We start from the raw sequence: 25583 nt of genomic DNA, 5'->3' as shown, positions 1-25583 counted from the left end.
AAATTATTCACCTTTAAACATATAAACTTATGGAATTTCTAACCAACGAGAAACTTACGATTGTAGGAGCTGCCGGAATGATCGGCTCCAATATGGCACAAACAGCCATGATGATGAGACTCACTCCGAATATTTGCCTGTATGATCCATTTGCCCCGGCTCTGGAAGGAGTAGCTGAAGAATTGTATCACTGCGGTTTTGAAGGTGTCAACCTTACATTTACTTCCGATATCAAAGAAGCGCTGACAGGAGCTTCTTACATTGTCTCTTCCGGTGGAGCTGCCCGTAAAGCAGGTATGACCCGCGAAGATTTGCTGAAGGGAAATGCAGAAATTGCCGCTCAATTCGGTAAAGATGTTCATCAATATTGCCCAAACGTAAAACATATCGTTGTGATCTTTAATCCTGCAGACATCACCGGATTGATTACTTTGTTGTATTCAGGTTTGAAACCCTCTCAAGTTTCTACACTGGCTGCCTTGGACAGCACCCGTCTGCAAAACGAACTGGTGAAATTCTTCCATATCCCGGCTTCCGACATTCAGAATTGCCGTACGTATGGTGGTCATGGCGAACAAATGGCTGTATTCGCATCTACAACCAAAATAAAAGGAGAGCCTTTGACCGATTTCATCGGCACTACCCGTCTTCCATTGGCAGATTGGGAAGCACTGAAAGTACGTGTCATCCAGGGTGGTAAGCATATTATCGACCTGCGCGGTCGTTCTTCTTTCCAAAGCCCGGCTTATCTTTCTATCGAAATGATTGCCGCTGCTATGGGTGGACAACCTTTCCGCTGGCCTGCCGGAACGTATGTTTCTAACAGTAAGTTCGACCATATCATGATGGCGATGGAAACTTCAATAACTAAAGACGGCGTCACTTATAAAGAAGTAGCCGGAACTCCTGCCGAACAGGAAGAATTGGAAAAAAGCTACGAGCATTTATGCAAACTTCGTGATGAAGTGATTGAAATGGGGATCATCCCAGCTATTAAAGACTGGCACGCATTGAATCCCAATATTGACTAATCAAACAATATTAGCAAAAAGCCGAAAAAGAGAAAATACATCTCTTTTTCGGCTTTTATTCCAATTACTTACATATCACATATACCCCCCACTTAGTCTATAAATCTTTCAAGACTCCAATTCAAATGACTATGCAAAGTTGGGGATAATTCGTCAATTAAAAAAATAGACAAAATGGGGAAAGTACCTAAACTGAAGTTACAGGTACTCAAAGTGCGAAATATAGTGATTATCCTATCCAAATTAGTGAATGGAATAAAACTGCGCATCGAAGTTTATAAAATATCTGTCATTTTTGAGAAGTACATTCGGAACAAACTCCTTTTAGTACATAGTTTATACTATGCAAAGTAAATCCTTTAGGCAAATCAATCACCGGGATATGTGTACCTTCCAGGCAGAATGTACGATGACATTTCTCACAATAAAAATGCGAATGTAAATCCTGTACCACACAATTGCAGGAGTTGTCGCAAACGGCATACTTCAACGAGCCGCTTCCATCGTCTATGCTATGTATAAGGTGGTGAGACAAGAAGAGAGCGATTGTTCGGGATATGGTCGATTTATCGACTGTATCGAGCAGCGTTTCCAAATCGAGCAATGACACCGCACGTTCTGCCTGCATCATTGCTTTTATCACCAGAAGCCTTATGGCAGTTGGCTTGATACCTCTTCTATCCAACTTATCCAAATAAATATCTTCTTCCATCTTTCTCCTATTTTATCATTTTCTGTATTCTGACAGCATTCATAATGGCAAGCAACGCAACACCCACATCTGCGAAGACAGCTTCCCAAAGAGTAGCAATTCCGCCAGCTCCCAAAATCAATACAAGTAATTTCACTCCAAATGCCAGTGATACATTCTGCCAAATAATTCTTCGTGTCAGTTTTCCTACTTTGATAGCTTCGGCTACCTTCGACGGCTGGTCTGTCTGTATCACGACATCGGCTGTTTCAATAGCCGCATCACTACCCAGTCCTCCCATAGCAATGCCAACATGACTTAGAGCGAGCACCGGTGCGTCGTTCATTCCATCACCGACAAACGCGCTCCGGTTTGTCTCATCCCGCCGCAATTCTTCCAGATGATTCACTTTTCCTTCCGGCAACAAGTCGCCATAAGCTTCCGATATACCGAGCTTCTCTGCAAAGTTAGTAACAATACTCTGTTTATCACCGGATAGTATCTGGATGTTTTCAATATTTAAAGCTTTTAAATTGTCAATAGCTGCCTTTGCATCCTCTTTCAGGGCATCAGCCAACAGCAGATAACCTGCATAACGGTTTCCAACGGCACAGACTACGATGGTATCCGTTATTTCCAACAGTTCTTCCGGGTAGGATATATCAAACTTAGAAAGTAACCGGCAGTTACCGACCAGAACCGTAGTCCCGTTTATCGTCGCCTCCAGACCATAGCCGGCAAATTCTTTCGTACCGGTAACAGCTACACATTCAATATTTTGTTCTTTCGCATAATTCACAACAGCCTTGGCAATCGGATGTGTGCTATCACTTTCTACCGAAGCAACCAGTTTCACTAATTCTTCTTCAGAAATCTCACCTGCACTTTTACAAGCCTGTACTTCAAAGGTTCCTTTTGTCAGGGTTCCTGTTTTATCGAATACCACCGTATTGATCTTGGTGATAGCATCCAGATAATTACCACCCTTGAATAAAATACCCAATCGGGATGCTGCTCCAATCCCCCCAAAGTAGCCTAACGGAATACTAACCACCAATGCACAGGGACACGAAATCACGAGAAAGACCAAAGCCCTGTATAGCCAGTCATTAAATGCAAATACAAATGGAGGATTAATAAGTGAATAGACAAATGGACACAACACAATTAATACTGCAAGCACTATAACAATAGGTGTGTAAATGCGTGCAAACTTACGAATAAACAATTCAGCCGGAGCCTTACGTTCGGAGGCATTCTGAACAAGTTCCAATATTCGGGCAAGTGCACTCTTATCAAAAGGTCTCGTTACCTTGATCCGGATAACCTTGTCAGTTACAATCATTCCGGCAAGAACTTCTTCACCTTTCCGAATATTACGAGGAACGCTTTCGCCCGTTAATGCGGCTGTATTAAAGGCAGCCACTTCATTCTGCATGGCTCCGTCCAATGGTACCCGTTCGCCTGCCTTTATTTCTATGATTTCACCGACTTTTATCTTTTTAGGGCTTTCAATAACAAGATTGCCTTCCCGGAGCACTAATGCTTTCTCGGGTCTTACATCCAATAAGGCTCCAATATTACGTTTGGCTTTATCTACCGCTTTATCCTGAAACAGTTCTCCTACTGTATAGAATAACATCACGGCTACTCCTTCCGGATATTCACCAATATAGAAAGCTCCCAAAGTAGCTATAATCATTAGAGTGAACTCACTGAAATAGTCTTTTTCCCTGATACTTTCCCAGGCTTCTTTCATCACTGGAATTCCTACCGGAAGATAGGCCACGATATACCATATCAAGGCAACAGATCCTTCACGGAAGAATGCTAAATCGAGAGCATTCATAATTATTCCACCTGCCAGAAGCAGGAGAGAGAATATCACTTTCCCATATTCATGAAATACCGAAACCTTTGCATCAACCTTTTTTTCTGCTGCGCATGAATGAGCGCCACAACTACAATGTCCCATAACATTCATCATTTAGTTGATGCAAAGGTAGCAAATGATTCATGCAACAAAGTTGCAAAATCGGTTTTAGAACATATATCCCAATGAGATCATTAGGTTTCTGTTCTTCATTCCTAAATCTTTTGCCACTTCAACAAGTCCGAAATCATAGCTTATGGCAACCTGATATTTCTTGTTGAACTCAACTCCGGCTTTCAGTCCAAGACCGAAATCGAATCGTTTCAGACCATCATCTCCAAATATATCTTCAGACATGGAGTTATCTCCTAATTCCGCAATATCTGCAATATCACCGTCCACTTTCAATTTTGCTTTTCCAAACAGACCGACAGCCATATAAGGACCGACACTACCAAATAACGAAAAATCATCATTGACAGCATATTTATACCCGACACGTACCGGTACTTCTAAATAGTATGGATTAAATTTTATGCTCGCAAGTGATCCTCCATCAATTTTAGCACCTTTCAATGTAAGCAATGCAGCGAAGTCCATATAGGCACCACTACCATTCGCATCCTGAGACAATCCCAACTCTGCTTTAACACCTGCGTGAAAACCTATCCTGCTGTCAAAACCTGTAATGGTGTATTTACTAACATTCATACCTGCCATCACACCCCATTTCAGATTATCTTGAGCATTGATACTCAACGCACTTATCGCTACTAAAGCGAATAATAATAAGGCCTTTTTCATACGAATAAATAATTTAATTATTGTTTAGAAATTATGTGAGGCAAAAATAACAATAATTCGCATAACTCCGAGAGATTTGGTGAAAATATAAAAAATAAACGATATGAATCTTATGAGGTATAGTCATAGCAAGGGAACCGGACTATTTCAAACGATTTTACGAGATATAGAACAAAAACACTCCGTACAGAGAAAAAACAAAGAATGAAAGACTGTATAACTTAATTAATTGTTATCTTTGCACAATCAGTCGTAGCGCGACTGTATTGTTTGTTTTAAGAAAAAAAGCGTTTAGCTGATTTCTGTGCCAGTGAAAAGTCCAAATAAAATCAACGCACATGAAACAGATAAATGCTCCTTGCAATATGCGGGGAGTGTTTCCTGTTTGTGCGTTAGGGCTTGGACTCCCTCACTGGCGGATAGGCAAATGCTCTCCGCTTTTTTTGTGCCTATAAATTTGCTGCAATAGATACAAACAACAAATTAGTAATAATTACAAAGGCAAGTCAATTCGAGTGGAGCGGCACTTGAACGACTGCAAAGTCGAAAACGTAACATCTATATGTTGCTACTTGCCTTTAAAAATATAAGAGACAGAGGCTAGCTACACCTGCAAGGGGAACAAATGGATTCATCCAGGAGTTCCCCTCTATTTTTGTAAAGATGTGTACTATTGGAAAGACAGATATCAGATTTACATATAAAATTAATGATTCTTATTGTCAACCAAAGTTTTTTCCCGATAGTATAATGATTATCATCGGTTTACATGCTGACAATAAGCCATGACAATAGGCTGACAATAAAAAATTAGAACTTTTATTGTCAGCCTGTTCTTTGACCCCTTTGGGGCAAGATTATGGGATTCGTTCCAATGTGTCGATATACTCTGACTTAATTCCCAGCTTGATCCATGTTATAAACTACTGAAGACTATCATTGTCTACAGTAACAATATCATCGACATAAGAAACACATACGCTTTATAAAATGAGTATGCCCCTATTAAATGAATGCTATATAGCCGGTATCTTTCACTTACCAAGCAGGTATTGTTTCATTAAAGTGTCGGTATTGTTAACTCCCCACGGCCGTGACGAGATCTTCCCACGGCTGTGGTAGGAATTTGTCACGGCCGTGAGAAGAAGTTACCACGGCTGTGACGAACTAAAGATACCGGTGCTTTAGTGGAACAATACTAACACTTTAGAGGAACTATACTGGCGTGTTAGCGGAACTATACAGGTATATTAATGAAAGGATATCACTTTGGAAAGCTGTTATAAAAATGCGGCATTATTTCGAAAGGTGCCCATAAAGCTATTGTTTATCAAGTTATTAAAGGTAGCATAAGAGATAAAAACAGGCTGACAGTAAAAGTAGATATATTTTATTGTCAGCCTATTATCAGCATCTATTGTCAGGTGATATAATGCTGATATTCATATACTTAAATATCATCCTGACAGTTTGACAATAAAACAGGTATAAATCAATAGAGATAATCATAAAGTTTTTAATAGGGAAGGGCAAAGAATTTATAAAAAGAAAGAAAAAGTTTGCCGTTCTCTTAAGAATAAATATCTTTGTAACCGTGGTTACAGTAACCACGGTTACTAATAAAATTCACAGACTATGAGGTTTTATAATAGAGAAGAAGAACTAAAAGAGTTAAAACGAATTCAGAAATTGGCATTTGAGGAAAGTTCAAGAATGACAGTCGTTACCGGCCGCCGTAGAATTGGGAAGACAAGCCTCATCATGAAAGCTGTTGAACAGACTCCCACTGTCTATCTATTTATAGGACGTAAAAATGAGGCAACCTTGTGCGAAGAATTCATCCCACTTATCGCACAAGCCCTGCAAATCTTTGTTCCGACAGAAATCAGAAGTTTCCGAAACTTATTCCAATACCTAATGCAGCTTTCGACTCAACGGACTTTCAATCTGGTTATTGATGAATTTCAGGAATTCTATACTATTAATGAATCCATATTCAGCGATATGCAAAATATTTGGGACCAATATCGGAAGTCCTCACACATGAATTTGATCGTCAGTGGTTCCATCTATTCTCTGATGCAGAGAATTTTCCAAGACAATAAAGAGCCGCTCTTCGGAAGAGCTGATAACATAATCAAGCTGTCAGCATTCAAGCTCTCTGTTCTGAAAGAAATCATGTGTGAATATGCCCCGGCACATTCGAATGATGATCTTTTAGCACTTTATACTTTTACTGGCGGGGTACCTAAATACGTGGAACTTTTTTGTGACAACCATACGCTCCACGTGGAAAGCATGATCCATTTTATGGCTCGCGACAATTCTCCCTTTACCGAAGAAGGAAAAAATCTGTTGATAGAAGAATTTGGGAAAAATTACGGGACCTACTTTTCTATTTTAAGTGCAATTGCCGGAGGTAGAAATACACAAGCAGAAATTGAGGCAACACTAGGAGAAAAAAGCGTAGGAGGCTATCTGAAACGCTTGATAGACGATTATAATATTATCATACGCCAACGTCCCATTTTAGCTAAAGAAAGCTCAACAACTGTCCGATATGAAATATGCGATAATTTTATTAGGTTTTGGTTCAATTACTTCGACCGTAACCGTTCATTGATAGAAATTAAAAACTTTGTAGGGCTACGTAATATCATAGAAGCTGATTATCCAACCTACAGCGGAAAGATATTAGAACTTTACTTCAAACAGAAATTCGCTGAAAGTTATCAATTCCGTGCTATCGGGTCATGGTGGGAAGCCAAAGGGAATCAAAACGAGATAGACATTGTTGCACTCTGTCTTGAAAAAAACAAAGCAGTAGTTGCTGAAGTAAAACGCCAACGTAAAAATTTTAAGTCGGAGTTGCTGGAACAGAAAGTTGAACATTTGAAGAAAAAGCTACTGCCTCGTTATACCATTGAAACAATGTGTTTGTCGTTGGAAGATATGTAGTACTTAGTCAGGCACGGATTACAGGTTTTCTATGAGATCAGTACCTCATCACCTGCATTCCGTGCTCAATATAATATCATTGTTGGTTTTCTTCCCGATCTGTCCGGATAAACTCCAGAAGTCGTTCCACCGCCTCTTCTTCAGGAATATTTTTCTCTACGCACACCTTACCTTTATAGAGACTGATTTTCCCCCGTCCTGCTCCTACATAGCCGTAGTCTGCATCTGCCATCTCACCGGGACCATTCACGATGCATCCCATGATGCCGATCTTCAGCCCTTTCAAATGTGAAGTGGCTGCCTTGATACGGGCAATGGTCTTTTCCAAGTCGTAAAGTGTACGGCCGCAACCGGGACAAGATATATATTCCGTTTTGGAGGTACGGGTACGTCCGGCCTGCAAGATTCCGAAAGCAGTGGCATCGACCACGGCATGGCTCAAGTTGCCCTGATTGAACAGGAAGATGCCATCACAAAGACCGTCAAAAATCAAGGCTCCCATATCGGCTGCGGACTTTATCTGCAAATTCTCCGCATCATCTTCCGAATAATGCTGGAAGAAGACAACCGGATTTTGCAACCCTTCCGTCATTAGTTGATGAACCAGTGCACGGTGCTCACCCAAACGGTTCGGATGATTGCTTTGGGAAACCACCGCCACTTCCGGATGATGTTTCAGGCAGGCTATCACTTCGTCCGTTTGTGCCATGTAGGGCATAAACAGGAATTTAAGCTCTGCATTGCATTCTCCCATTAACGGCAACTGTGCATGATTGAATGCAGGCCAAGTTCCGTCTTCTCCCTGCCATACATCCGCATCAAGAATATATTCCACTCCGTCTTCCCGTTGATCGGGCAAAGCTCTTCCGGCATAAATATAGTCCGGTGTGAATTGCGGGTTTACCTCTGTCTTCCCGTCCATGCGGTCGGCAATAACCACAGGCACATGTTCACCTCCGATATTACGGACAGCTTTTGTCTTGCGGCGTTCGGGAGACAAATAATTGAATTCCGGCGCTTCCAATCCCGGGATATAAGGATGGTCCTGCCTCAACAGAACATAATCCACCAATTTGCGGGCTACCGGGATTTCAGCTTCAGGAGCTTCACTCAAAGATACCCGAATGGTATCTCCCAATCCGTCACTCAACAATGCACCGATGCCAAGGGCGGACTTGATACGCCCATCCTCTCCGTCTCCGGCTTCTGTCACTCCGAGGTGTAACGGGAAAGCCATCCCTTCTTTCTCCATGACGTCTACCAACAGGCGGACGGTTTTTACCATGACCACCGTATTGGAGGCCTTGATGGAAATCACCACATCTGTGAAGTTTTCCTCTACACAGATACGGAGAAACTCCATGCAGGACTCCACCATTCCTGCGGGGGTATCGCCATAACGGGACATGATACGGTCGGACAGAGAGCCATGATTTACTCCGATCCGGATAGCCGTGTGATTCTCTTTACAGATATTCAGGAACGGGACAAACCGGTTATGGATTTTCTGTATTTCCTGCGCATACTCCTCGTCTGTATATTCCAGTTTCTTAAAAGTACGCGCAGCATCTACATAATTTCCCGGATTGATTCGCACCTTTTCCGCATATTGAGCAGCCACGTCCGCCACTTTCGGATTGAAATGCACATCGGCAACCAACGGAACCATATATCCCTGGCTACGCAGTCCGATATTAATGTTCATCAGGTTCTCGGCTTCTTTGATGCCCTGGGTTGTGAGGCGGACATACTCTCCACCTGCATCAACAATACGTTTCGCCTGTTCCACACAAGCCTGTGTATCCTGCGTAGACGTGTTTGTCATCGACTGGACACGAATAGAATTGGGGCCGCCCAACGGCACAGCCCCAATATTTACTTCTGTGGTTTCTCTTCGAAAATAATTGAATAGATCAACCATTTTAATTTACGATTTAACGATTTACGATTAAAAGCACTTTGAGTATAACAAATGTGCAGACAATAAACGATTCGCGAAGATATTTCAATCGTAAATCGAAAATTGTCAAATCGTAAATCACATTAGTTTGTTTTATATTCAAACTTCACTTCTTTCAGTTCTTCGTTTGCTTTTACGATTTTCTTTTTCAGTCCTTCCTTGTAAGCAGCAAAAGCTTCTGCCAGTTTCTCATCGCTCAATGCCAGCATCTGGATGGCAAGGATAGCGGCATTCATCGCTCCGTTAATGGCAACCGTTGCTACAGGAATGCCCGGAGGCATCTGAATGATAGAATAAAGTGCGTCCACACCATCGAGCACGGAACCTTTTACAGGTACTCCGATCACCGGCAATGTAGTATTAGCCGCAATCACACCGGGAAGGGCGGCAGCCATTCCGGCAGCAGCGATAATTACTTTAATGCCACGGTTGCGGGCATTCTTCGCAAACTCTTCCACAGCCTCTGGCGTGCGGTGAGCAGAAAGAGCGTTCATTTCGAACGGTACATGCATATCATTCAGTAGCTGTGCAGCCTTCTCCATAACAGGAAGGTCGGACGTGCTGCCCATGATAATACTTACAATTGGAGTCATTTCAATTTACTATTTTACAATTTACTATTTACAATTTAAGTACGGTAAGAATTATCCGTTTACCACAGCTTTATAGGCTTCGGCATCCAGCAAATCTTCTACCGCTTTTACATCGGCCGGTTTCACTTTAATCAGCCAACCTTCGCCATAGGGATCTTTATTTACCAGTTCCGGGTTTTCTTCCAATGCTTCATTTTGTTCGAGCACCTCACCTGCTACAGGCAGGAAAAGATCGGAAATAGTTTTCACTACTTCAATCGTTCCGAAAGTTTCACCGGCTTCCAACGTTTCACCAACAGTCGGGATATCTACGAACACAATATCGCCCAATTGTTCCTGTGCATAATCGGTGATACCAACGTATGCAATGTCTCCTTCAACGCGAATCCATTCGTGTTCGTTCGTGTACTTCAAATTCTGTGGAAAATTCATAATGATTAGTTTTTAGGATTTATACTGTTTTAAAATAAAAATACTCGAAATAAGATGTTACTCACCGGATGAAGTACCAAAAGGGCACATATCAGACCGACAGCAAAACCGGAAAGCACCTCACCCAGCGTGTGATGCCCCAACACAATGCGCGCAGAACCTAATATACCGGCAATCAAAATAAACAGGCATAGCCATGCGACCGGATTGTAACCGAACAAGGCGCTGAAAGAAATCAATCCCCCGATCACTCCGCCCATTCCTGCCATGTGTTCGCTCAACTTCCATTTCAGGTTTACCGCAATGCAAATGATGGACACTACCAGAGAAGCAAGAATGATACCGGTCATATACCACGGGAGATTCAGCTTGCGCATCATCAGCAGGCAGAACACATACGAGATGATGGTCAGCAGGATAGGCACATAACGTTTCTTACGTTCACTCAACTCCTGACGGGCGAATCCATTGATTTTACGAAACAGGAAAATGGTAATAGTAGGTGTCAGTATGGTGAAGCAGTAAACGATTCCCAACACTATCAACTTATATTGTATCGGCATGATACGAAGATAAGAAAACAGGAATAACACCAGAAACGATAAAAACGGAATAGAAAATGGAGTAAAGACCATCGAAGTGACTCTCGCCACCTGCAACATCGTCTTATCCGCTATGATATGTTCTCTCTCTCTGTCCATCAGCACTAATACTTAATACTTTATACTTAATACTTAAAAAACTCTCATTTCCGCAGTCGTGCTACGGGGATATTCAGCTGTTGACGGTATTTGGCTACTGTCCTGCGGGCAATGGGATACCCTTTCTCCTTCAATATATCCGCCAATTCATCATCGGTCAGGGGTTTCTTCTTGTCCTCGCCTTCAATACACTCTTTCAGAATCTTACGAATCTCACGGACAGACATCTCTTCGCCATCCTCTGTAGTATATCCGTCGCTGAAAAAGTATTTGAGCGGATAGATACCGTAATTCGTCTGTACATATTTACTGTTACTCACACGGGAGATGGTCGAAATATCCAATCCCGTACGTTCCGCCACGTCTTTCAGAATCATCGGTTTCAACAGCGATTCATCTCCTTCCAAAAAGAAAGGACGTTGTAGGTCGATAATCGCCTGCATGGTAGTCATCAAGGTATTCTGACGCTGACGGACAGCATCGATAAATCCTTGTGCCGCATCCATTTTCTGTTTCAGAAACATCATCGCTTCTTTAGATTCCTTAGACTGGTTAGCCCTATTTTTTGTATGCTCCTCCACCATTTCCGTGAAATCACGACTCATACGGAGTTCGGGAACATTGCGGTTATTGAGGCTTACATTGATGGTTCCGTCATCATACGTTTCCACCATAAAGTCGGGAACTATTTGTTGGAGATTCCTGCCGATTGCTTCTCCCAAAGAAGCACCCGGACGTGGATTCAGTTTGGTTATTTCAGTAATGGCTTCCCGGAAAGTCTCTTCATCAATATCCAGTTTCTTTATAATCTTCTCCCAATGTTTACGGGTGAATTCTTCGTAACATTCTCTGATAATCCTTTCTTCCAGATTCAAGATAGGACTGGGAGTTTTCTCTTCTTCTTTTTTCCGGCAAATCTGTATCAACAGACATTCCTGAAGACTACGCGCACCGATACCTGCCGGATCGAAGTCCTGTAAGATGCTCAATGCTTCTTCCAGTTCCTCCTCGGTCGATTCGATACCGGCATAAATCGCCAGTTCGTCGCAGATACTTTCCAAAGATTTGCGAAGCAATCCGTCATCATCCAATGAACCGATCAGATATTCCACCAAGTCACACTGGTGCTCTGTCAGGTTACGTTCACGCAACTGTTCTTTCAGGATTTCATAAAAAGAGGTGGAGTCGGAAAATGGAATATCCTCCGCCTGTTCATCTTTCGAACGGTTGTTCTCTTGCAATTTATAATCGGGAATATCATCTTCTGTCAGATAGTCACTCAAAGAATCATAGTCGTTGGCATCGCTATCCATGCCATCCTCTGCATTGTCGGTATCAGAATATTCATCATCCGTAGCATTCTCTTCTTTACCTTCTTCAAGTGCCGGATTTTCAAGCAGTTCAGCATGGATACGGTCTTCCAGCTCTACTGCGGGAAGCTCCAACAGTTTCACGACCAGAATCTGCTGGGGCGAGAGCGTCTGTACCTGCTGTTGCGCCTGAGATTGTATTTGACGGGAACCTTGTGCCATATTCGTTTTTGCTTTCTACTGTTTCTCGCTACAAAAGTAACTTTTTAACGAGAGATTACACAGATTAGGGAGATAATTTTTAATCCTATAACACAAAATTCGTTATCTTTGTTGCACGAACTTAAAAACTAGGACCATATGTTTGCCAAAGAAACGTATATGCAGCGGAGAGCCCTGCTGAAAAAGAACTTAGGCTCCGGAGTGTTGTTATTTCTCGGAAATGACGAGTGCGGACTGAATTACGAAGATAACACGTTCCGTTATCGTCAGGATTCCACTTTCCTTTATTATTTCGGACTTTCATGTGCCGGACTTTCGGCTATTATCGATATAGATGAAGACAAAGAAATCATCTTTGGTGATGAGTTGTCTATCGACGCAATCGTATGGATGGGGTCACAACCGACATTGCACGAAAAATGCGAACGTGTAGGCGTAAAAAATCTGATGCCGTCTGCTGACATTGTAAGCTATCTCCATCAGTGTGTGCAGAAAGGGAAAGCAGTTCACTATCTGCCTCCTTACCGCCCCGAACATAAGCTGAAGCTGATGGACTGGCTGGGTATTCCTCCCGCACATCAGGAAGGTTCTGTTCCATTCATCCGTGCCGTGATCGCTCAACGCAACTATAAATCTGCAGAAGAAATCGCAGAGATAGAAAAGGCTTGCAATGTTACTGCCGATATGCATATTACAGCCATGAAGGTACTTCGTCCGGGTATGTATGAATATGAAGTGGTAGCTGAAATGAACCGGGTGGCCGAATCTAACAACTGCCAACTTTCATTCGCCACCATCGCCACTATCAACGGGCAGACTCTGCACAATCATTATCACGGAAATAAAGTGAAACCGGGTGATTTGTTCTTAATCGACGCCGGTGCAGAAGTTGAATCCGGTTATGCGGGTGATATGTCGTCTACCATTCCTGCCGATAAGAAGTTCACCACCCGTCAGCGTGAAGTATACGAAATTCAGAATGCGATGCACCTGGAATCTGTAAAAGCTCTCCGCCCGGGTATTCCTTATATGGACGTATACGAACTGTCGGCCCGCGTCATGGTGGATGGCATGAAGACGCTCGGATTGATGAAAGGAAATACCGAGGATGCTGTACGCGAAGGTGCCCATGCGTTGTTCTATCCACACGGATTAGGTCACATGATGGGATTGGATGTACATGATATGGAGAATCTGGGAGAGATATGGGTAGGTTACAACGGCCAGCCGAAGAGCACACAGTTCGGTCGCAAATCGCAACGCCTCGCCATCCCATTGGAGCCAGGATTTGTACATACCGTAGAACCGGGTATTTACTTTATTCCTGAATTGATCGATATGTGGAAAGCAGAAAAGAAGTTCACTGATTTCATTAACTATGATGTAGTGGAAACTTATAAAAACTTTGGTGGTATCCGCAATGAAGAAGATTATCTGATTACAGAAACCGGTGCCCGCCGATTAGGCAAAAAGATTCCATTGACACCGGAAGAGGTGGAAGCCTTAAGATAAAAGGTTCCATCCTAATAAAAGAAGAACCTTTCTTCTGTTCAATAGCGGAAGCTTTTCATCCGGGTGAAAAACTTCCGCTATTTTTGTCAGAGTACCAAATAGTCCATCTAAAATCACATTTTTTCTACCCTCCTTTTCCCGAATCTTGCGTAATATTGCAACAGAATTAAAACAACTTACTATTTCAAATCCATAAAAACAATGAATAACACCATGAAGAGACTACTTTTATCCGTATGGCTATTGTCACTAACTTTGTTATCCGCCGTAGCCGAAAACTACCCTTATAGAAGTGACGTTCTTTGGGTCACAGTTCCCAACCATGCCGACTGGCTCTATCAAACAGGAGAAAAAGCAACTGTAGAAGTACAATTCTATAAATATGGTATACCCAGGGATAACGTAACCGTCACCTATGAAATAGGGGGAGACATGATGCCTAACGCTGACACCAAAGGGAGTGTGACTTTGAAAAACGGCAAAGCCGTAATTCCTCTCGGCACAATGAAAGAACCCGGATTCCGTGATTGCCGGCTGAAAGCGACCGTAGATGGAAAGACTTACTCACATCATGTAAAAGTCGGTTTTTCGCCGGAAAAGCTTCTTCCATATACTACCATGCCTTCGGATTTCAATGAATTCTGGGAAAAAGCAAAAGCGGAACAAAAAGAATTTCCTCTAACGTACACCAAAGAGCATGTAGAAAAATACTCAACCGATAAAATAGATTGTTATCTCGTAAAATTGCAGCTGAACAAACGCGGGCAATGCGTCTACGGATATTTGTTCTATCCCAAGAAAGAGGGCAAATTTCCGGTTGTATTATGCCCTCCGGGAGCAGGAATCAAAACAATCAAAGAACCACTGCGACACAAATATTATGCAGAGCAAGGCTGCATCCGTTTTGAGATGGAGATACACGGCCTTCATCCGGAAATGAGTGACGAAGCATTCAAAGAAATCAGCAATGCTTTTAATGGCAGAGAGAACAGCTACTTAACCAATGGACTCGACAGCCGCGACAATTATTATATGAAACGGGTATATCTGGCCTGTGTACGCGCTATTGATTTCCTGACTTCCCTACCTGAATGGGATGGTAAAAACGTAATAGCACAAGGAGGTAGCCAGGGAGGAGCCTTGGCATTAATCACTGCCGGACTGGATCAACGGGTGACAGCCTGTGTCGCCAATCATCCTGCATTAAGTGACATGGCAGGCTATAAAGCCGGACGTGCCGGCGGATATCCTCATTTCTTCAGGAATTCGGTAGATATGGATACTCCTGAAAAAATAAAGACAATGGCCTATTATGATGTTGTGAACTTTGCGAAATTAATCAAAGCAGATACCTATATGACATGGGGATTCAACGATGATGTATGTCCTCCGACAACCAGCTACATCGTATACAATGTACTAGACTGTCCGAAAGAAGCACTGATTACTCCCATTAATGAGCATTGGACTTCCAACGATACCGAGTATGGACATCTGCTTTGGATAAAGAAGCATTTAAAGTGAAGTTTTAATCATTCCATCTGGATGCGGGCAATTCTTTCTTCCCGTACCATTTCTTCCAGGCATACGCTTTTCTCTTCCTGAGATAAAGCGTATCGCCACTATGCTTTATCGCCTCCCAATTAAAGATAGAATGAGGACGGAGGATCTTTTCAAACCAATAAAGTATGTGATAAGTCACGAATGGCAACACCATCCACCACCATGAAAACAGGATTGATAAAATAAGTGCTGGTATCAGGGTTAAAGAAAAACATTCCCAATACTGTCTGGCATGAATCCGTAGTTCCATTTCTTCCCAGACTTCCAGATATTTATAGCGGGTAAAGAAAAACCAGCCTAACATAAAATAGTGTTTCTTCCCTTTTCCTAAGAACCACTTCGCTAAAAGACTATTATAAAAAATCATATTCACATTTTTTTGTTGCATGTAGTCCCTTCTTAACAGCAAAAGCAATCAAAGGTTCAATATTTTAAAGTTTTGTATAACAACCATAACATTCTTTCCCTAAATATCACTCAAATATTGTTTATTTTTGTGTTCCTTTGCTTCACTACAACAAAAGGTTTATTTGTATTTTCTGCAAAGGAAATACAAATCACGAATATATCCTAATTTTTCTACTTAATATTTAAAGCTGCTTCCTCCTAAAAATTCACGCAACAAAGAAGTAGGCGGAATTTCCTTATCCTGCACCGGAATAAAATATTTGATAAACTTCAGTAACCGGTAGGCCTCACAATATTCAGGACAGTTTCGCGGGACACCCATCAGAATAGGTTCGGCATGCAAACGAAGTACGGCAAATTCAAAGAGTAGTGCTGAATTAAACATTACATCAGCATTCTCCTGATAAGGAAATATCCATTTATCTTCACCGGCACGCACACTAGGCCAACGTGATATGGTTTCACGTGCAGAGTATCCCCGATAATTAAAGTCGCGGATAATGCGGCGCAACAAACGGTTGTCAGTAGTCGGAATCCAGTTATGATCATCCAACGAAATAGTGGTCAATGCTGAAACGTAAATCTTGAATTTCCGTTCAGCCGGTATATGCGGTGTCAGTTCCGGATTTAGGGCATGAATACCTTCCAGAATCAGAATTGTATTATCTTCTATTTTCAGTTTATCCCCTTTATATTCCTTTTTGCCTAGAGAGAAATTAAAACGGGGCAGTTCCACCTCTTCGCCACGGAGAAGCGCCTGCAACTGTTGATTAAACAATTCCAGATCGAGCGCATAAAGTGATTCATAATCATAGTTTCCGTTTTCATCCAAAGGGGTTTCTTCACGGTCTACAAAATAATTATCCAAAGAGATCGGGAATGGCTTCAATCCATTTGTCATCAGCTGAATAGAAAGCCGTTTGCTAAAAGTTGTCTTTCCCGAAGAAGACGGTCCGGCAATCAAGACCAGTTTTACCCGGTTACCATTTTCGCCACGATGGAAAATAGTATCGGCTATCTGCGCTATCTTTTTCTCTTGCAATGCTTCCGCAACATTAATCAAGTCAGTGGCATGTCCTTCCTCACAGGCAAGATTAAAATCTCCGGCATTATTAAGTCCCATGATATAACTCCAGTTCAGATATTCCTTAAAGACATCCAGCATTTTCTCCTGTTTCACGACCTCTTCGAGCATATCCGGATTTTCCCGGCTCGGAATCCGGAGCAGCAGCCCGTCATAATACTTCACAATATCGAATAATTTAAGATATCCGGTGCTGGGCAGCAGATTACCATAATAATAATCAACAGTATCACCCAACGTATAATAATAGGTATAAAGGGAACCGGAAGTTTCCAATAACCTCACTTTATCATTCATCCCCCGCTCACTGAAAACCCGTACTGCCTCTGCCGTATGACATTCAATGCGGTGATAAGGAATATTTTCCGCAATGATCTCCTGCATCCGTTGCTTGATACGCTTCACATCCTCAAGTTCAATAGGGCGCCCAATCCGCAAATTACAGAAATAGCCTTTTGACACAGGATGTTCCACAAACAATTTTCCCTCGGGAAACAATTCCGTGACAGCTTTAAACAAGACAAAACAAAGCGAACGGACATAAGTACGCATACCGGACTGATCTCTCACATCCAGAAACTCTACATCCTTATTGTTATATACTCTGAAATTAAGTCCCTCGGAGCGATTATTGACCTTGGCACTCACTACTTGATAAGGAAAATTAAGATTAAAACCGTAATAAATATCCAAAAGTGAGCTTCCGATAGGGAATTCTTTAGAAATATTGTTATTTTTGCAACATATTTGTAACATCTGTTTCATCGAGTTCGTTAAAAGGTGAATAATTTGGTACTAATATACTTATAATCAGATAGAGAACAAATAACCATTAAAAATATTATAGATGGAATATTCTTTTTATGATTTTTTAAAGCTCATAGGCTCATTAGGACTCTTCCTCTACGGAATGAAAATCATGAGCGAGGGCTTACAAAAGGTCGCGGGTGATAGATTGCGAAGTATTCTAACGGCAATGACCACCAACCGGGTAACGGGAGTTCTAACAGGAGTGTTAATCACGGCCCTTATCCAGTCTTCTTCAGCAACGACGGTAATGGTCGTCAGTTTCGTTAACGCCGGACTACTCACACTCGCCGAATCCATCAGCGTCATTATGGGTGCCAATATCGGTACTACCGTAACCGCCTGGATCATTTCAATTTTCGGATTTAAGGTTGATATGGCTGCCTTTGCCCTTCCTCTCCTGGCCATCGCCCTTCCATTTATCTTCTCCGGTAAAAGTAACCGCAAATCCATCGGTGAATTCATTTTTGGTTTTTCTTTCCTTTTCATGGGGCTTTCTTATCTGAAATCAAATGCACCCGACCTGAATGCCAACCCGGAAATGCTTGCCTTCGTACAGAACTACACGGATATGGGATTTTTCTCCATCATTCTGTTCTTGCTTATCGGTACGATACTGACGATGATTGTGCAAGCCTCCGCAGCCACCATGGCAATCACATTAATTATGTGTGCCAACGGATGGATCAGCCTGGAACTGGGAGCAGCACTCGTATTGGGAGAAAACATCGGAACTACTATCACGGCCAATCTTGCCGCACTTACAGCCAACACACAGGCTAAGCGGGCAGCATTGGCCCATTTTGTTTTTAATGTGTTCGGCGTTATCTGGGTATTGATTGTCTTCCATCCTTTCATGGAACTGGTAAATTGGGTAGTAGATACTTTTTTCCAAAGCAATAATCCGGAAGTTGCCATCTCCTACAAATTGTCGGCTTTCCACTCAATCTTCAACATCTGTAACGTTTGTATACTGATATGGGCTGTGAAACTGATTGAGCGTACCGTATGTGCTTTAATTCATCCGAAAGAAGAAGACGAAGAACCCCGCCTGCGATTTATCACCGGCGGTATGCTTTCCACTGCCGAACTTTCTATCCTTCAGGCACGCAAGGAAATCCATCTTTTCGCAGAACGTACACACCGGATGTTCGGCATGGTGCAGGATCTGTTGCATACGGAAAAGGATGACGATTTTAATAAATTGTTCAGCCGGATAGAGAAATATGAAAATATCAGTGACAATATGGAACTTGAAATAGCCAACTACCTGAATCAGGTGTCCGAAGGCCGTTTGAGTTCTGAAAGTAAGCTACAAATACGTGCTATGTTGCGTGAAGTGACAGAAATCGAAAGCATCGGCGATAGCTGCTATAACCTGGCACGTACCATCAACCGGAAACGCCAGACTAATCTGGACTTTACCGAAAAACAATACGAACATATCCACTTCATGATGAAACTGACTAACGATGCGCTTGCTCAAATGATTGTGGTGGTAGAGAAACCGGAACATCAAAGCATCGATATTAACAAATCCTTCAATCTTGAAAACGAAATCAATAACTACCGCAACCAATTGAAGAATCAAAATATTCTGGATGTGAACAACAAAGAATATGATTATCAAATGGGAGTTTACTACATGGATATCATCGCCGAATGTGAAAAACTTGGTGACTATGTGGTGAATGTAGTGGAAGCCAGCAGTGATGTGAAAGAGAAAAAAGCTTCTTAATAGATAAAATAAAGAAAATAAAAGGAGAATCAAGTATGTATTGATACAACTGATTCTCCTTTTTATTTATAGCATTATCTTTTATAAATTAATTGTATATGTATGATTCAGCCAAGCGCCAAAATAACGTAGATTCCGGAACAGTAGTTGTACGAAGCACTTTTGCAGTCCCGTCTTCCGAGGTCGGATTGATATTGGCAAATATATTCCACCCTTTATTAAAAGAACAATTATTATAATAATACGATTTGTCACTGCCTGTCAACGTAAAAGGACGGTCGGCATACTGATACCCCACCAGTGTAGCTTTTCCGGCAGAAGACTCTTTACCGGACCAGTTAGAAATAGCAATCCGTCCCACTCTCTTATCGCCATTAAAAACAAAGAAATCCCCTAGGGTCGCCACAAGAGCATCCGCATCATCCGAGGTCCCGGTCCAGTAACCGCCCATGCCATTACGCCGGTCTACCGCCTGAAGCTTTTCCGAAGGAAAACTCGTGGGAAGTATCATCACAATCTGTCCGTCCTTATAAGGAAATTCAAGAGTCTCAATCACTTGCCAATCCGCCCCCGTCACTTTCACCTCAACCCGGTCGAATGTAAAATCCGCAGGTATATTCTGTATATCTTTCACTATGATCGTGCTATAATCCGGAACATCCGGAGCAGGAGGCTGTTCTTCATTTTCATCATCACTACAACCAGCCATCAGAAGGCCGCATATTAATAACAGAGAGAGAGATAAAAAACACCTCAGATCGGTCATAACAGTTGCTTTATTATACATAACTTCCGATTTTTGCGTCAAAGATATTACATTTATAATCAGCAGAATAATTTCCAGCCATAAAAATAAAAAAATGACCGGGCATATATTCATACACCCAGTCATTCTCCTCTTAATAATTCTCTCTCTTGGTTTTATCCTTCGTACGGTTCAAAGTCTTCTTTTCCGACTCCACATAATGGACAAGTCCAATCATCAGGAATATCTTCAAATGCTGTTCCTGGCTCAATTCCGCTTTCCGGATCTCCTTGTTCGGGGTCGTAAATATATTCACAGACCGTGCAAATGTACTTTTTCATAACGTTCGTATTTTTAATTGGTTTTCTAAATAATATAACACAAACAGCAAGATATTTGTTCAACACTATTTCCAAACTAAAGAAAAAAACTATCTTTGTATCCATATTATCAAGCTAAAACAACAATATCATACTATGCTTATAGCACTATTGTCTACCTTAATAGTTTTATGCGCAGTCCTACTAATCAGTTTTTTATGGGAGCGTAGAAAATGCCTGCGGATGCAACAACGATTGTTCCGTGAATCCAGAAAGTTGGAACGCACCAGCCATATCGCCGGTGCCATCTTAAAGAATGTACACGCCTTTATCCTATTAATAGATAATGACTTTAAAGTTCTGAAAACCAACTATTACCAAAAAACCGGAACCAAAAAAGGAACAGAAGAAAAAAGAGTGGGCGACCTGTTGCAATGTCGCAATGCATTAGCAGCCGAGGGAGGTTGCGGCACACATAGCTTCTGCGGTTCTTGTCCGATACGTACCGCCATACGCCAAGCTTTCGAACAGAGACGAAACTTCACGGATCTGGAAGCCACTTTATCCGTAGTTACGTCTGATAATACTACCGTAGAATGTGATGCTGTCATATCCGGTTCTTACTTCCTCCTTAACGAAGAAGAGAATATGGTAATCACCGTACACGATGTTACCCGGCGGAAACAAGCTGAAAAGGAACTGCTACTAGCCAAGGAAAAAGCAGAAAAAGCTGATATTTCAAAATCTGCCTTCTTAGCCAACATGAGCCATGAAATCCGTACCCCTCTCAATGCTATTACCGGATTTGCAGAGGTATTAGGCAGTGCAACTACAGAAGAGGAGAAAGCTCAATATCAGGAAATCATAAAAATGAATGCCGACCTCCTGATGCAACTGGTCAACGACATACTCGATATGTCAAAAATCGAAGCCGGAACATTGGAATTTGTGCAGGCAACAGTCGACGTCAATCTGTTACTCTCAGATTTACAACAACTTTTTCAAATGAGAGTTGATGACGTCGGAGGAAAGATACAAATTATAGCAGAGCCGTCTCGCTCTTCCTGCATGATTCAAACAGACCGGAACCGGGTGGCACAAGTGCTTTCCAACTTTGCCGGCAACGCCATTAAGTTCACCCATGAAGGTAGTATCCGCCTCGGCTATGAAGCCAGAGACACCGAACTTTACTTTTATGTCAAGGATACCGGAGCCGGAATTCCGGCAGAGAAATTACCGGATGTATTCGAGCGCTTCGTGAAACTGAACAAAGATAAGAAGGGAGCGGGACTGGGACTTTCCATTTCTCAAACCATTGTCGCCAAACTTGGCGGGCAAATCGGGGCGGATTCCGTAGAGGGCAAAGGCTCCACATTCTGGTTTACAATCCCTTATCGGTCATGCGGTAAACCACGCTAACATATTCGACTTCATAAAAAGTTTTAATTAAACATTCTATCACAATTATATGTTGTATTTTTGCAGTTCAAATTAAACGCATGTATCTGCATGAGTACAAATAAAAATGACTATTATCATTTAGGACTTACGGATAACGAAGTCCTACAAAGCAGGGAGAAAAATGGTATTAACCTGTTAACGCCCCCCAAGCGTCCTTCTCTCTGGAAGCTCTATCTGGAAAAATTTGAAGACCCGGTTGTGCGTGTGTTATTAGTGGCAGCCGCTTTCTCGTTAATCATCTCCATCATCGAAAACGAATATGCTGAAACGATCGGAATCATAGCCGCTATCTTACTGGCTACCGGAATCGGTTTCTTTTTCGAATATGATGCCAGCAAGAAATTTGACTTGCTGAATGCAGTCAATGAAGAAACATTGGTAAAAGTGATCCGGAACGGACGTGTACAGGAAATCCCTCGTAAAGACATAGTGGTAGGTGATATTGTGATTCTGGAAACAGGTGAAGAAATTCCCGCTGATGGAGAGTTACTGGAAGCTATCTCTCTGCAAGTGAATGAATCCAATCTGACCGGAGAACCTGTTATCAATAAAACCACTGTAGAAACGGATTTTGATGAAGAAGCGACTTATGCTTCTAATCTGGTGATGCGTGGTACTACAGTAGTGGATGGTCATGGAACCATGCGTGTGCTGCATGTGGGTGATGCTACTGAAATCGGGAAAGTAGCCCGGCAGAGCACAGAGGACAACCTCGAGCCCACCCCGCTGAACATACAGTTGACCAAACTTGCAAACCTGATCGGAAAGATCGGCTTTACCGTTGCCGGTCTTGCTTTTCTCATATTCTTTGTCAAGGATGTATTGTTATTTTTTGATTTCGGTTCGCTGAACGGGTGGCATGAGTGGCTTCCGGTTTTCGAACGGACACTGAAATATTTTATGATGGCAGTTACACTGATTGTAGTAGCTGTGCCTGAAGGATTGCCAATGAGTGTCACGCTTAGTCTGGCATTGAATATGCGCCGTATGCTTTCCACCAACAACTTGGTGCGGAAAATGCACGCTTGCGAAACAATGGGAGCCATCACCGTGATTTGTACGGATAAAACCGGCACACTGACGCAAAATCTGATGCAAGTGCACGAACCCAATTTCTATGGTATCAAAAATGGCAGCGACTTGTCTGATGATGATATCAGCGCACTTATCGCAGAGGGAATCAGTGCTAATTCAACAGCTTTCCTTGAAGAATCAACCCATGGAGAGAAACCGAAAGGTGTAGGAAATCCAACCGAAGTGGCTTTATTGCTCTGGCTTAACAAACAGGGAAGAGATTACCTGCAACTCCGCGAGCAAGCACATGTCCTCGATCAACTCACCTTCTCTACCGAACGGAAATTCATGGCAACTCTTGTTGAATCTCCCCTGATCGGCAAAAAAATACTTTATATAAAAGGAGCTCCTGAAATTGTTCTGGGCAAGTGTAAAGAAGTTGTTCTGGATGGACGGCGAGTGGATGCGGTAGAGTATCGTTCTACAGTGGAAGCACAACTGTTGAGCTATCAAAATATGGCTATGCGTACACTTGGATTTGCATTCAAGATTGTCGGAGAAAATGAGCCGAACGATTGCACGGAACTAGTTTCAGCCAACGACCTCAATTTCTTGGGAGTGGTTGCCATCTCCGACCCGATTCGTCCGGATGTGCCTGCTGCGGTTGCGAAATGCCAGTCTGCAGGTATCGGCATCAAGATCGTGACCGGTGACACTCCGGGAACTGCCACGGAAATCGCACGCCAGATCGGTCTCTGGAACCCCGAAACTGATACGGAACGAAATCGAATCACCGGTGTTGCATTTGCCGAATTGAGCGACGAAGAAGCACTGGACAGAGTGATGGACTTAAAAATCATGTCCCGCGCCCGCCCGACAGACAAACAGCGTCTGGTACAACTGCTTCAACAAAAAGGAGCTGTCGTAGCTGTGACCGGAGACGGAACGAATGATGCCCCGGCTTTAAATCATGCCCAAGTAGGCTTGTCAATGGGTACAGGTACTTCTGTAGCCAAAGAGGCCAGTGATATCACATTGCTCGATGACTCCTTCAACAGTATCGGAACCGCTGTTATGTGGGGACGTTCATTGTATAAGAATATCCAGCGTTTCATAGTTTTCCAGCTGACAATCAACTTTGTGGCATTGCTTATCGTTCTGCTAGGCTCCGTAATCGGTACGGAACTTCCGCTGACTGTAACACAGATGTTATGGGTGAACCTGATTATGGATACTTTTGCCGCTTTGGCTCTTGCCTCCATTCCACCCAGCGAAACTGTCATGCTTGAGAAACCCCGTCGCAGTACCGATTTTATTATCAGTAAGGCAATGAGATCTAATATAATAGGTGTGGGCTCTATCTTCCTCATCGTATTGCTCGGAATGATTTATTATTTCGACCACAGTACACAAGGAATGAATGTGCACAACCTGACCATTTTCTTCACCTTCTTTGTCATGCTGCAATTCTGGAATCTGTTCAATGCCCGTGTATTCGGCACTACCGATTCGGCATTCAAGGGACTTTCCAAATCGTATGGAATGGAACTTATTGTACTGGCTATTCTTGGCGGACAATTCCTCATCGTACAGTTCGGTGGAGCTGTATTCCGTACGGAACCGCTTGACTGGCAAACCTGGCTTCTTATTATAGGCGTTTCGTCCACGGTGTTATGGGTTGGAGAACTTATTCGCTTTGTTCAACGTATTATTCACAAAAAAAACAGAAATGAAAAGTAAAGGAATAAAAAACCTTCTTATTGATTTGGGTGGTGTACTTATCAATCTCGACCGCCAACGTTGCATTGAGCACTTTCAGAAGTTAGGGCTCCAAAACGTGGATGACTTGCTGGATATCCAGAATCAGGACGGAATCCTGATGCAACAAGAAAAAGGATTGATTACACCTGCCGAATTCCGTGACGGAGTTCGTAAAATGATAGGCAAAGCAGTTAGCGACAAACAAATAGATGCAGCCTGGAATAGTTTTCTAGTAGATATACCCACACAAAAACTTGATTTATTATTAAAATTACGTGAGAAATATGTCGTCTACTTATTGAGCAATACTAACCAAATTCATTGGGAATGGACATGCGCTCATTTGTTTCCTTACCGCACCTTTAAGGTGGAAGATTATTTTGAAAAAACATACCTCTCTTTTGAAATGAAAATGGCCAAGCCCGAACCGGAGATCTTCAAGGCAATCATAGAGGATGCCGGAATCGAACCGCAAGAGACGCTCTTTATTGATGACTCTGAAATGAACTGTAAGACAGCCCAAAATTTAGGAATTTCCACCTATACAGCGAAAGCAGGCGAAGACTGGAGCCATCTTTTCAACCTTAAATAAATT

The 25583-nt window shown here is 42.4% G+C and carries 20 protein-coding genes; 8 read left to right on the top strand and 12 right to left on the bottom strand.

The window, feature by feature from the left end:
* Positions 1-29: 29 nt before the first annotated feature.
* Entirely contained in the window at positions 30-1031 is a 1002-nt protein-coding gene (locus CJF29_RS02860) for a malate dehydrogenase (RefSeq protein WP_004296217.1), read from the top strand.
* A gap of 289 nt (positions 1032-1320) precedes the next feature.
* Here the strand turns inward: CJF29_RS02860 and CJF29_RS02855 are convergent, their stop codons facing one another.
* The 3 genes from CJF29_RS02855 to CJF29_RS02845 all read right to left on the bottom strand — a co-directional run bounded on the left by CJF29_RS02855 (position 1321) and on the right by CJF29_RS02845 (position 4399).
* A complete protein-coding gene (locus tag CJF29_RS02855) occupies positions 1321-1743 on the bottom strand; it encodes a Fur family transcriptional regulator (RefSeq protein ID WP_004296218.1) in 423 nt (140 codons plus the stop codon).
* A 7-nt stretch (positions 1744-1750) separates the two neighbouring features.
* Entirely contained in the window at positions 1751-3697 is a 1947-nt protein-coding gene (locus tag CJF29_RS02850; RefSeq protein WP_176553152.1) for a heavy metal translocating P-type ATPase, read from the bottom strand.
* Between the two features lie 66 nt (positions 3698-3763).
* Positions 3764-4399 carry a porin family protein gene (locus tag CJF29_RS02845; protein ID WP_099146904.1) on the bottom strand — a complete coding sequence of 212 codons (636 nt, stop codon included), beginning with the start codon at positions 4397-4399 and terminating at the stop codon, positions 3764-3766.
* A gap of 1635 nt (positions 4400-6034) precedes the next feature.
* Here CJF29_RS02845 and CJF29_RS02840 point away from each other — a divergent pair.
* Complete coding sequence (locus tag CJF29_RS02840) at positions 6035-7357, top strand: ATP-binding protein (RefSeq protein WP_099146905.1); 1323 nt, start codon at positions 6035-6037, stop codon at positions 7355-7357.
* Positions 7358-7433: 76 nt separating this feature from the next.
* Here the strand turns inward: CJF29_RS02840 and CJF29_RS02835 are convergent, their stop codons facing one another.
* From CJF29_RS02835 to rpoN, 5 genes are all read right to left on the bottom strand, one after another.
* Positions 7434-9278 carry a 4-hydroxy-3-methylbut-2-en-1-yl diphosphate synthase gene (locus CJF29_RS02835; RefSeq protein WP_074636442.1) on the bottom strand — a complete coding sequence of 615 codons (1845 nt, stop codon included), beginning with the start codon at positions 9276-9278 and terminating at the stop codon, positions 7434-7436.
* A 122-nt stretch (positions 9279-9400) separates the two neighbouring features.
* Complete coding sequence (gene purE / locus CJF29_RS02830) at positions 9401-9910, bottom strand: 5-(carboxyamino)imidazole ribonucleotide mutase (RefSeq protein WP_004296231.1); 510 nt, start codon at positions 9908-9910, stop codon at positions 9401-9403.
* Positions 9911-9961: 51 nt separating this feature from the next.
* Positions 9962-10342 (bottom strand): glycine cleavage system protein GcvH, encoded by a 381-nt coding sequence (gene gcvH, locus CJF29_RS02825; RefSeq protein ID WP_074636444.1) that lies wholly within the window; start codon positions 10340-10342, stop codon positions 9962-9964.
* Positions 10343-10371: 29 nt separating this feature from the next.
* Positions 10372-11043, bottom strand: coding sequence for a phosphatase PAP2 family protein (locus CJF29_RS02820; protein WP_074636447.1), 672 nt, complete (start codon positions 11041-11043; stop codon positions 10372-10374).
* Positions 11044-11087: 44 nt separating this feature from the next.
* Positions 11088-12575, bottom strand: a complete 1488-nt coding sequence (gene rpoN, locus CJF29_RS02815; protein ID WP_074636450.1) for an RNA polymerase factor sigma-54 — start codon at positions 12573-12575, stop codon at positions 11088-11090.
* A 138-nt stretch (positions 12576-12713) separates the two neighbouring features.
* On the opposite strand from rpoN, the gene CJF29_RS02810 reads away from it, so the two are divergent.
* Together CJF29_RS02810 and CJF29_RS02805 are read left to right on the top strand one after the other, a co-directional pair.
* On the top strand, positions 12714-14087 hold the full coding sequence (locus CJF29_RS02810; protein WP_099146906.1) for an aminopeptidase P family protein: 1374 nt from the start codon (positions 12714-12716) through the stop codon (positions 14085-14087).
* A 213-nt stretch (positions 14088-14300) separates the two neighbouring features.
* Positions 14301-15611 (top strand): acetylxylan esterase, encoded by a 1311-nt coding sequence (locus CJF29_RS02805; protein ID WP_074636502.1) that lies wholly within the window; start codon positions 14301-14303, stop codon positions 15609-15611.
* A gap of 4 nt (positions 15612-15615) precedes the next feature.
* Here CJF29_RS02805 and CJF29_RS02800 read toward each other — a convergent pair whose 3' ends face one another.
* Positions 15616-16017: a hypothetical protein gene (locus CJF29_RS02800; protein WP_099146918.1), complete on the bottom strand. Its 402-nt coding sequence runs from the start codon at positions 16015-16017 to the stop codon at positions 15616-15618.
* 216 nt (positions 16018-16233) lie between these two features.
* On the bottom strand, positions 16234-17907 hold the full coding sequence (locus CJF29_RS02795) for a nucleoside kinase (RefSeq protein WP_074636456.1): 1674 nt from the start codon (positions 17905-17907) through the stop codon (positions 16234-16236).
* A gap of 82 nt (positions 17908-17989) precedes the next feature.
* On the opposite strand from CJF29_RS02795, the gene CJF29_RS02790 reads away from it, so the two are divergent.
* The gene (locus CJF29_RS02790; protein ID WP_074636458.1) at positions 17990-19687 is read left to right on the top strand and encodes a Na/Pi cotransporter family protein; all 1698 of its coding nucleotides are present in this window, start codon (positions 17990-17992) and stop codon (positions 19685-19687) included.
* A gap of 88 nt (positions 19688-19775) precedes the next feature.
* Here CJF29_RS02790 and CJF29_RS02785 read toward each other — a convergent pair whose 3' ends face one another.
* Both CJF29_RS02785 and rd read right to left on the bottom strand, forming a co-directional pair.
* Positions 19776-20396, bottom strand: coding sequence for a hypothetical protein (locus CJF29_RS02785; protein ID WP_254883836.1), 621 nt, complete (start codon positions 20394-20396; stop codon positions 19776-19778).
* A 212-nt stretch (positions 20397-20608) separates the two neighbouring features.
* Positions 20609-20773 (bottom strand): rubredoxin, encoded by a 165-nt coding sequence (gene rd, locus CJF29_RS02780; protein WP_004306971.1) that lies wholly within the window; start codon positions 20771-20773, stop codon positions 20609-20611.
* Between the two features lie 222 nt (positions 20774-20995).
* Here rd and CJF29_RS02775 point away from each other — a divergent pair, with 222 nt between their 5' ends.
* The 3 genes from CJF29_RS02775 to CJF29_RS02765 all read left to right on the top strand — a co-directional run bounded on the left by CJF29_RS02775 (position 20996) and on the right by CJF29_RS02765 (position 25580).
* A complete protein-coding gene (locus CJF29_RS02775; protein WP_099146908.1) occupies positions 20996-22171 on the top strand; it encodes a sensor histidine kinase in 1176 nt (391 codons plus the stop codon).
* Positions 22172-22261: 90 nt separating this feature from the next.
* Entirely contained in the window at positions 22262-24967 is a 2706-nt protein-coding gene (locus tag CJF29_RS02770) for a calcium-translocating P-type ATPase, PMCA-type (RefSeq protein WP_099146909.1), read from the top strand.
* A complete protein-coding gene (locus CJF29_RS02765) occupies positions 24957-25580 on the top strand; it encodes an HAD family hydrolase (protein WP_074636464.1) in 624 nt (207 codons plus the stop codon). The genes CJF29_RS02770 and CJF29_RS02765 overlap by 11 nt, the downstream gene beginning before the upstream one ends.
* The last annotated feature ends 3 nt before the right edge of the window (positions 25581-25583 follow it).

The organism is Bacteroides celer, assembly GCF_002632415.2.
In the GTDB taxonomy this organism is placed as follows: domain Bacteria; phylum Bacteroidota; class Bacteroidia; order Bacteroidales; family Bacteroidaceae; genus Bacteroides.
This window is presented reverse-complemented; position numbering and strand designations above follow the sequence as displayed.

Coding starts and splice junctions, on each gene's coding strand:
- CJF29_RS02860 (WP_004296217.1), top strand. CDS start 30: ATGGAATTTCTAACCAACGAGAAACTTACGATTGTAGGAGCTGCCGGA.
- CJF29_RS02855 (WP_004296218.1), bottom strand. CDS start 1,743: ATGGAAGAAGATATTTATTTGGATAAGTTGGATAGAAGAGGTATCAAG.
- CJF29_RS02850 (WP_176553152.1), bottom strand. CDS start 3,697: ATGGGACATTGTAGTTGTGGCGCTCATTCATGCGCAGCAGAAAAAAAG.
- CJF29_RS02845 (WP_099146904.1), bottom strand. CDS start 4,399: ATGAAAAAGGCCTTATTATTATTCGCTTTAGTAGCGATAAGTGCGTTG.
- CJF29_RS02840 (WP_099146905.1), top strand. CDS start 6,035: ATGAGGTTTTATAATAGAGAAGAAGAACTAAAAGAGTTAAAACGAATT.
- CJF29_RS02835 (WP_074636442.1), bottom strand. CDS start 9,278: ATGGTTGATCTATTCAATTATTTTCGAAGAGAAACCACAGAAGTAAAT.
- purE (WP_004296231.1), bottom strand. CDS start 9,910: ATGACTCCAATTGTAAGTATTATCATGGGCAGCACGTCCGACCTTCCT.
- gcvH (WP_074636444.1), bottom strand. CDS start 10,342: ATGAATTTTCCACAGAATTTGAAGTACACGAACGAACACGAATGGATT.
- CJF29_RS02820 (WP_074636447.1), bottom strand. CDS start 11,043: ATGGACAGAGAGAGAGAACATATCATAGCGGATAAGACGATGTTGCAG.
- rpoN (WP_074636450.1), bottom strand. CDS start 12,575: ATGGCACAAGGTTCCCGTCAAATACAATCTCAGGCGCAACAGCAGGTA.
- CJF29_RS02810 (WP_099146906.1), top strand. CDS start 12,714: ATGTTTGCCAAAGAAACGTATATGCAGCGGAGAGCCCTGCTGAAAAAG.
- CJF29_RS02805 (WP_074636502.1), top strand. CDS start 14,301: ATGAAGAGACTACTTTTATCCGTATGGCTATTGTCACTAACTTTGTTA.
- CJF29_RS02800 (WP_099146918.1), bottom strand. CDS start 16,017: ATGATTTTTTATAATAGTCTTTTAGCGAAGTGGTTCTTAGGAAAAGGG.
- CJF29_RS02795 (WP_074636456.1), bottom strand. CDS start 17,907: ATGAAACAGATGTTACAAATATGTTGCAAAAATAACAATATTTCTAAA.
- CJF29_RS02790 (WP_074636458.1), top strand. CDS start 17,990: ATGGAATATTCTTTTTATGATTTTTTAAAGCTCATAGGCTCATTAGGA.
- CJF29_RS02785 (WP_254883836.1), bottom strand. CDS start 20,396: ATGGCTGGTTGTAGTGATGATGAAAATGAAGAACAGCCTCCTGCTCCG.
- rd (WP_004306971.1), bottom strand. CDS start 20,773: ATGAAAAAGTACATTTGCACGGTCTGTGAATATATTTACGACCCCGAA.
- CJF29_RS02775 (WP_099146908.1), top strand. CDS start 20,996: ATGCAACAACGATTGTTCCGTGAATCCAGAAAGTTGGAACGCACCAGC.
- CJF29_RS02770 (WP_099146909.1), top strand. CDS start 22,262: ATGAGTACAAATAAAAATGACTATTATCATTTAGGACTTACGGATAAC.
- CJF29_RS02765 (WP_074636464.1), top strand. CDS start 24,957: ATGAAAAGTAAAGGAATAAAAAACCTTCTTATTGATTTGGGTGGTGTA.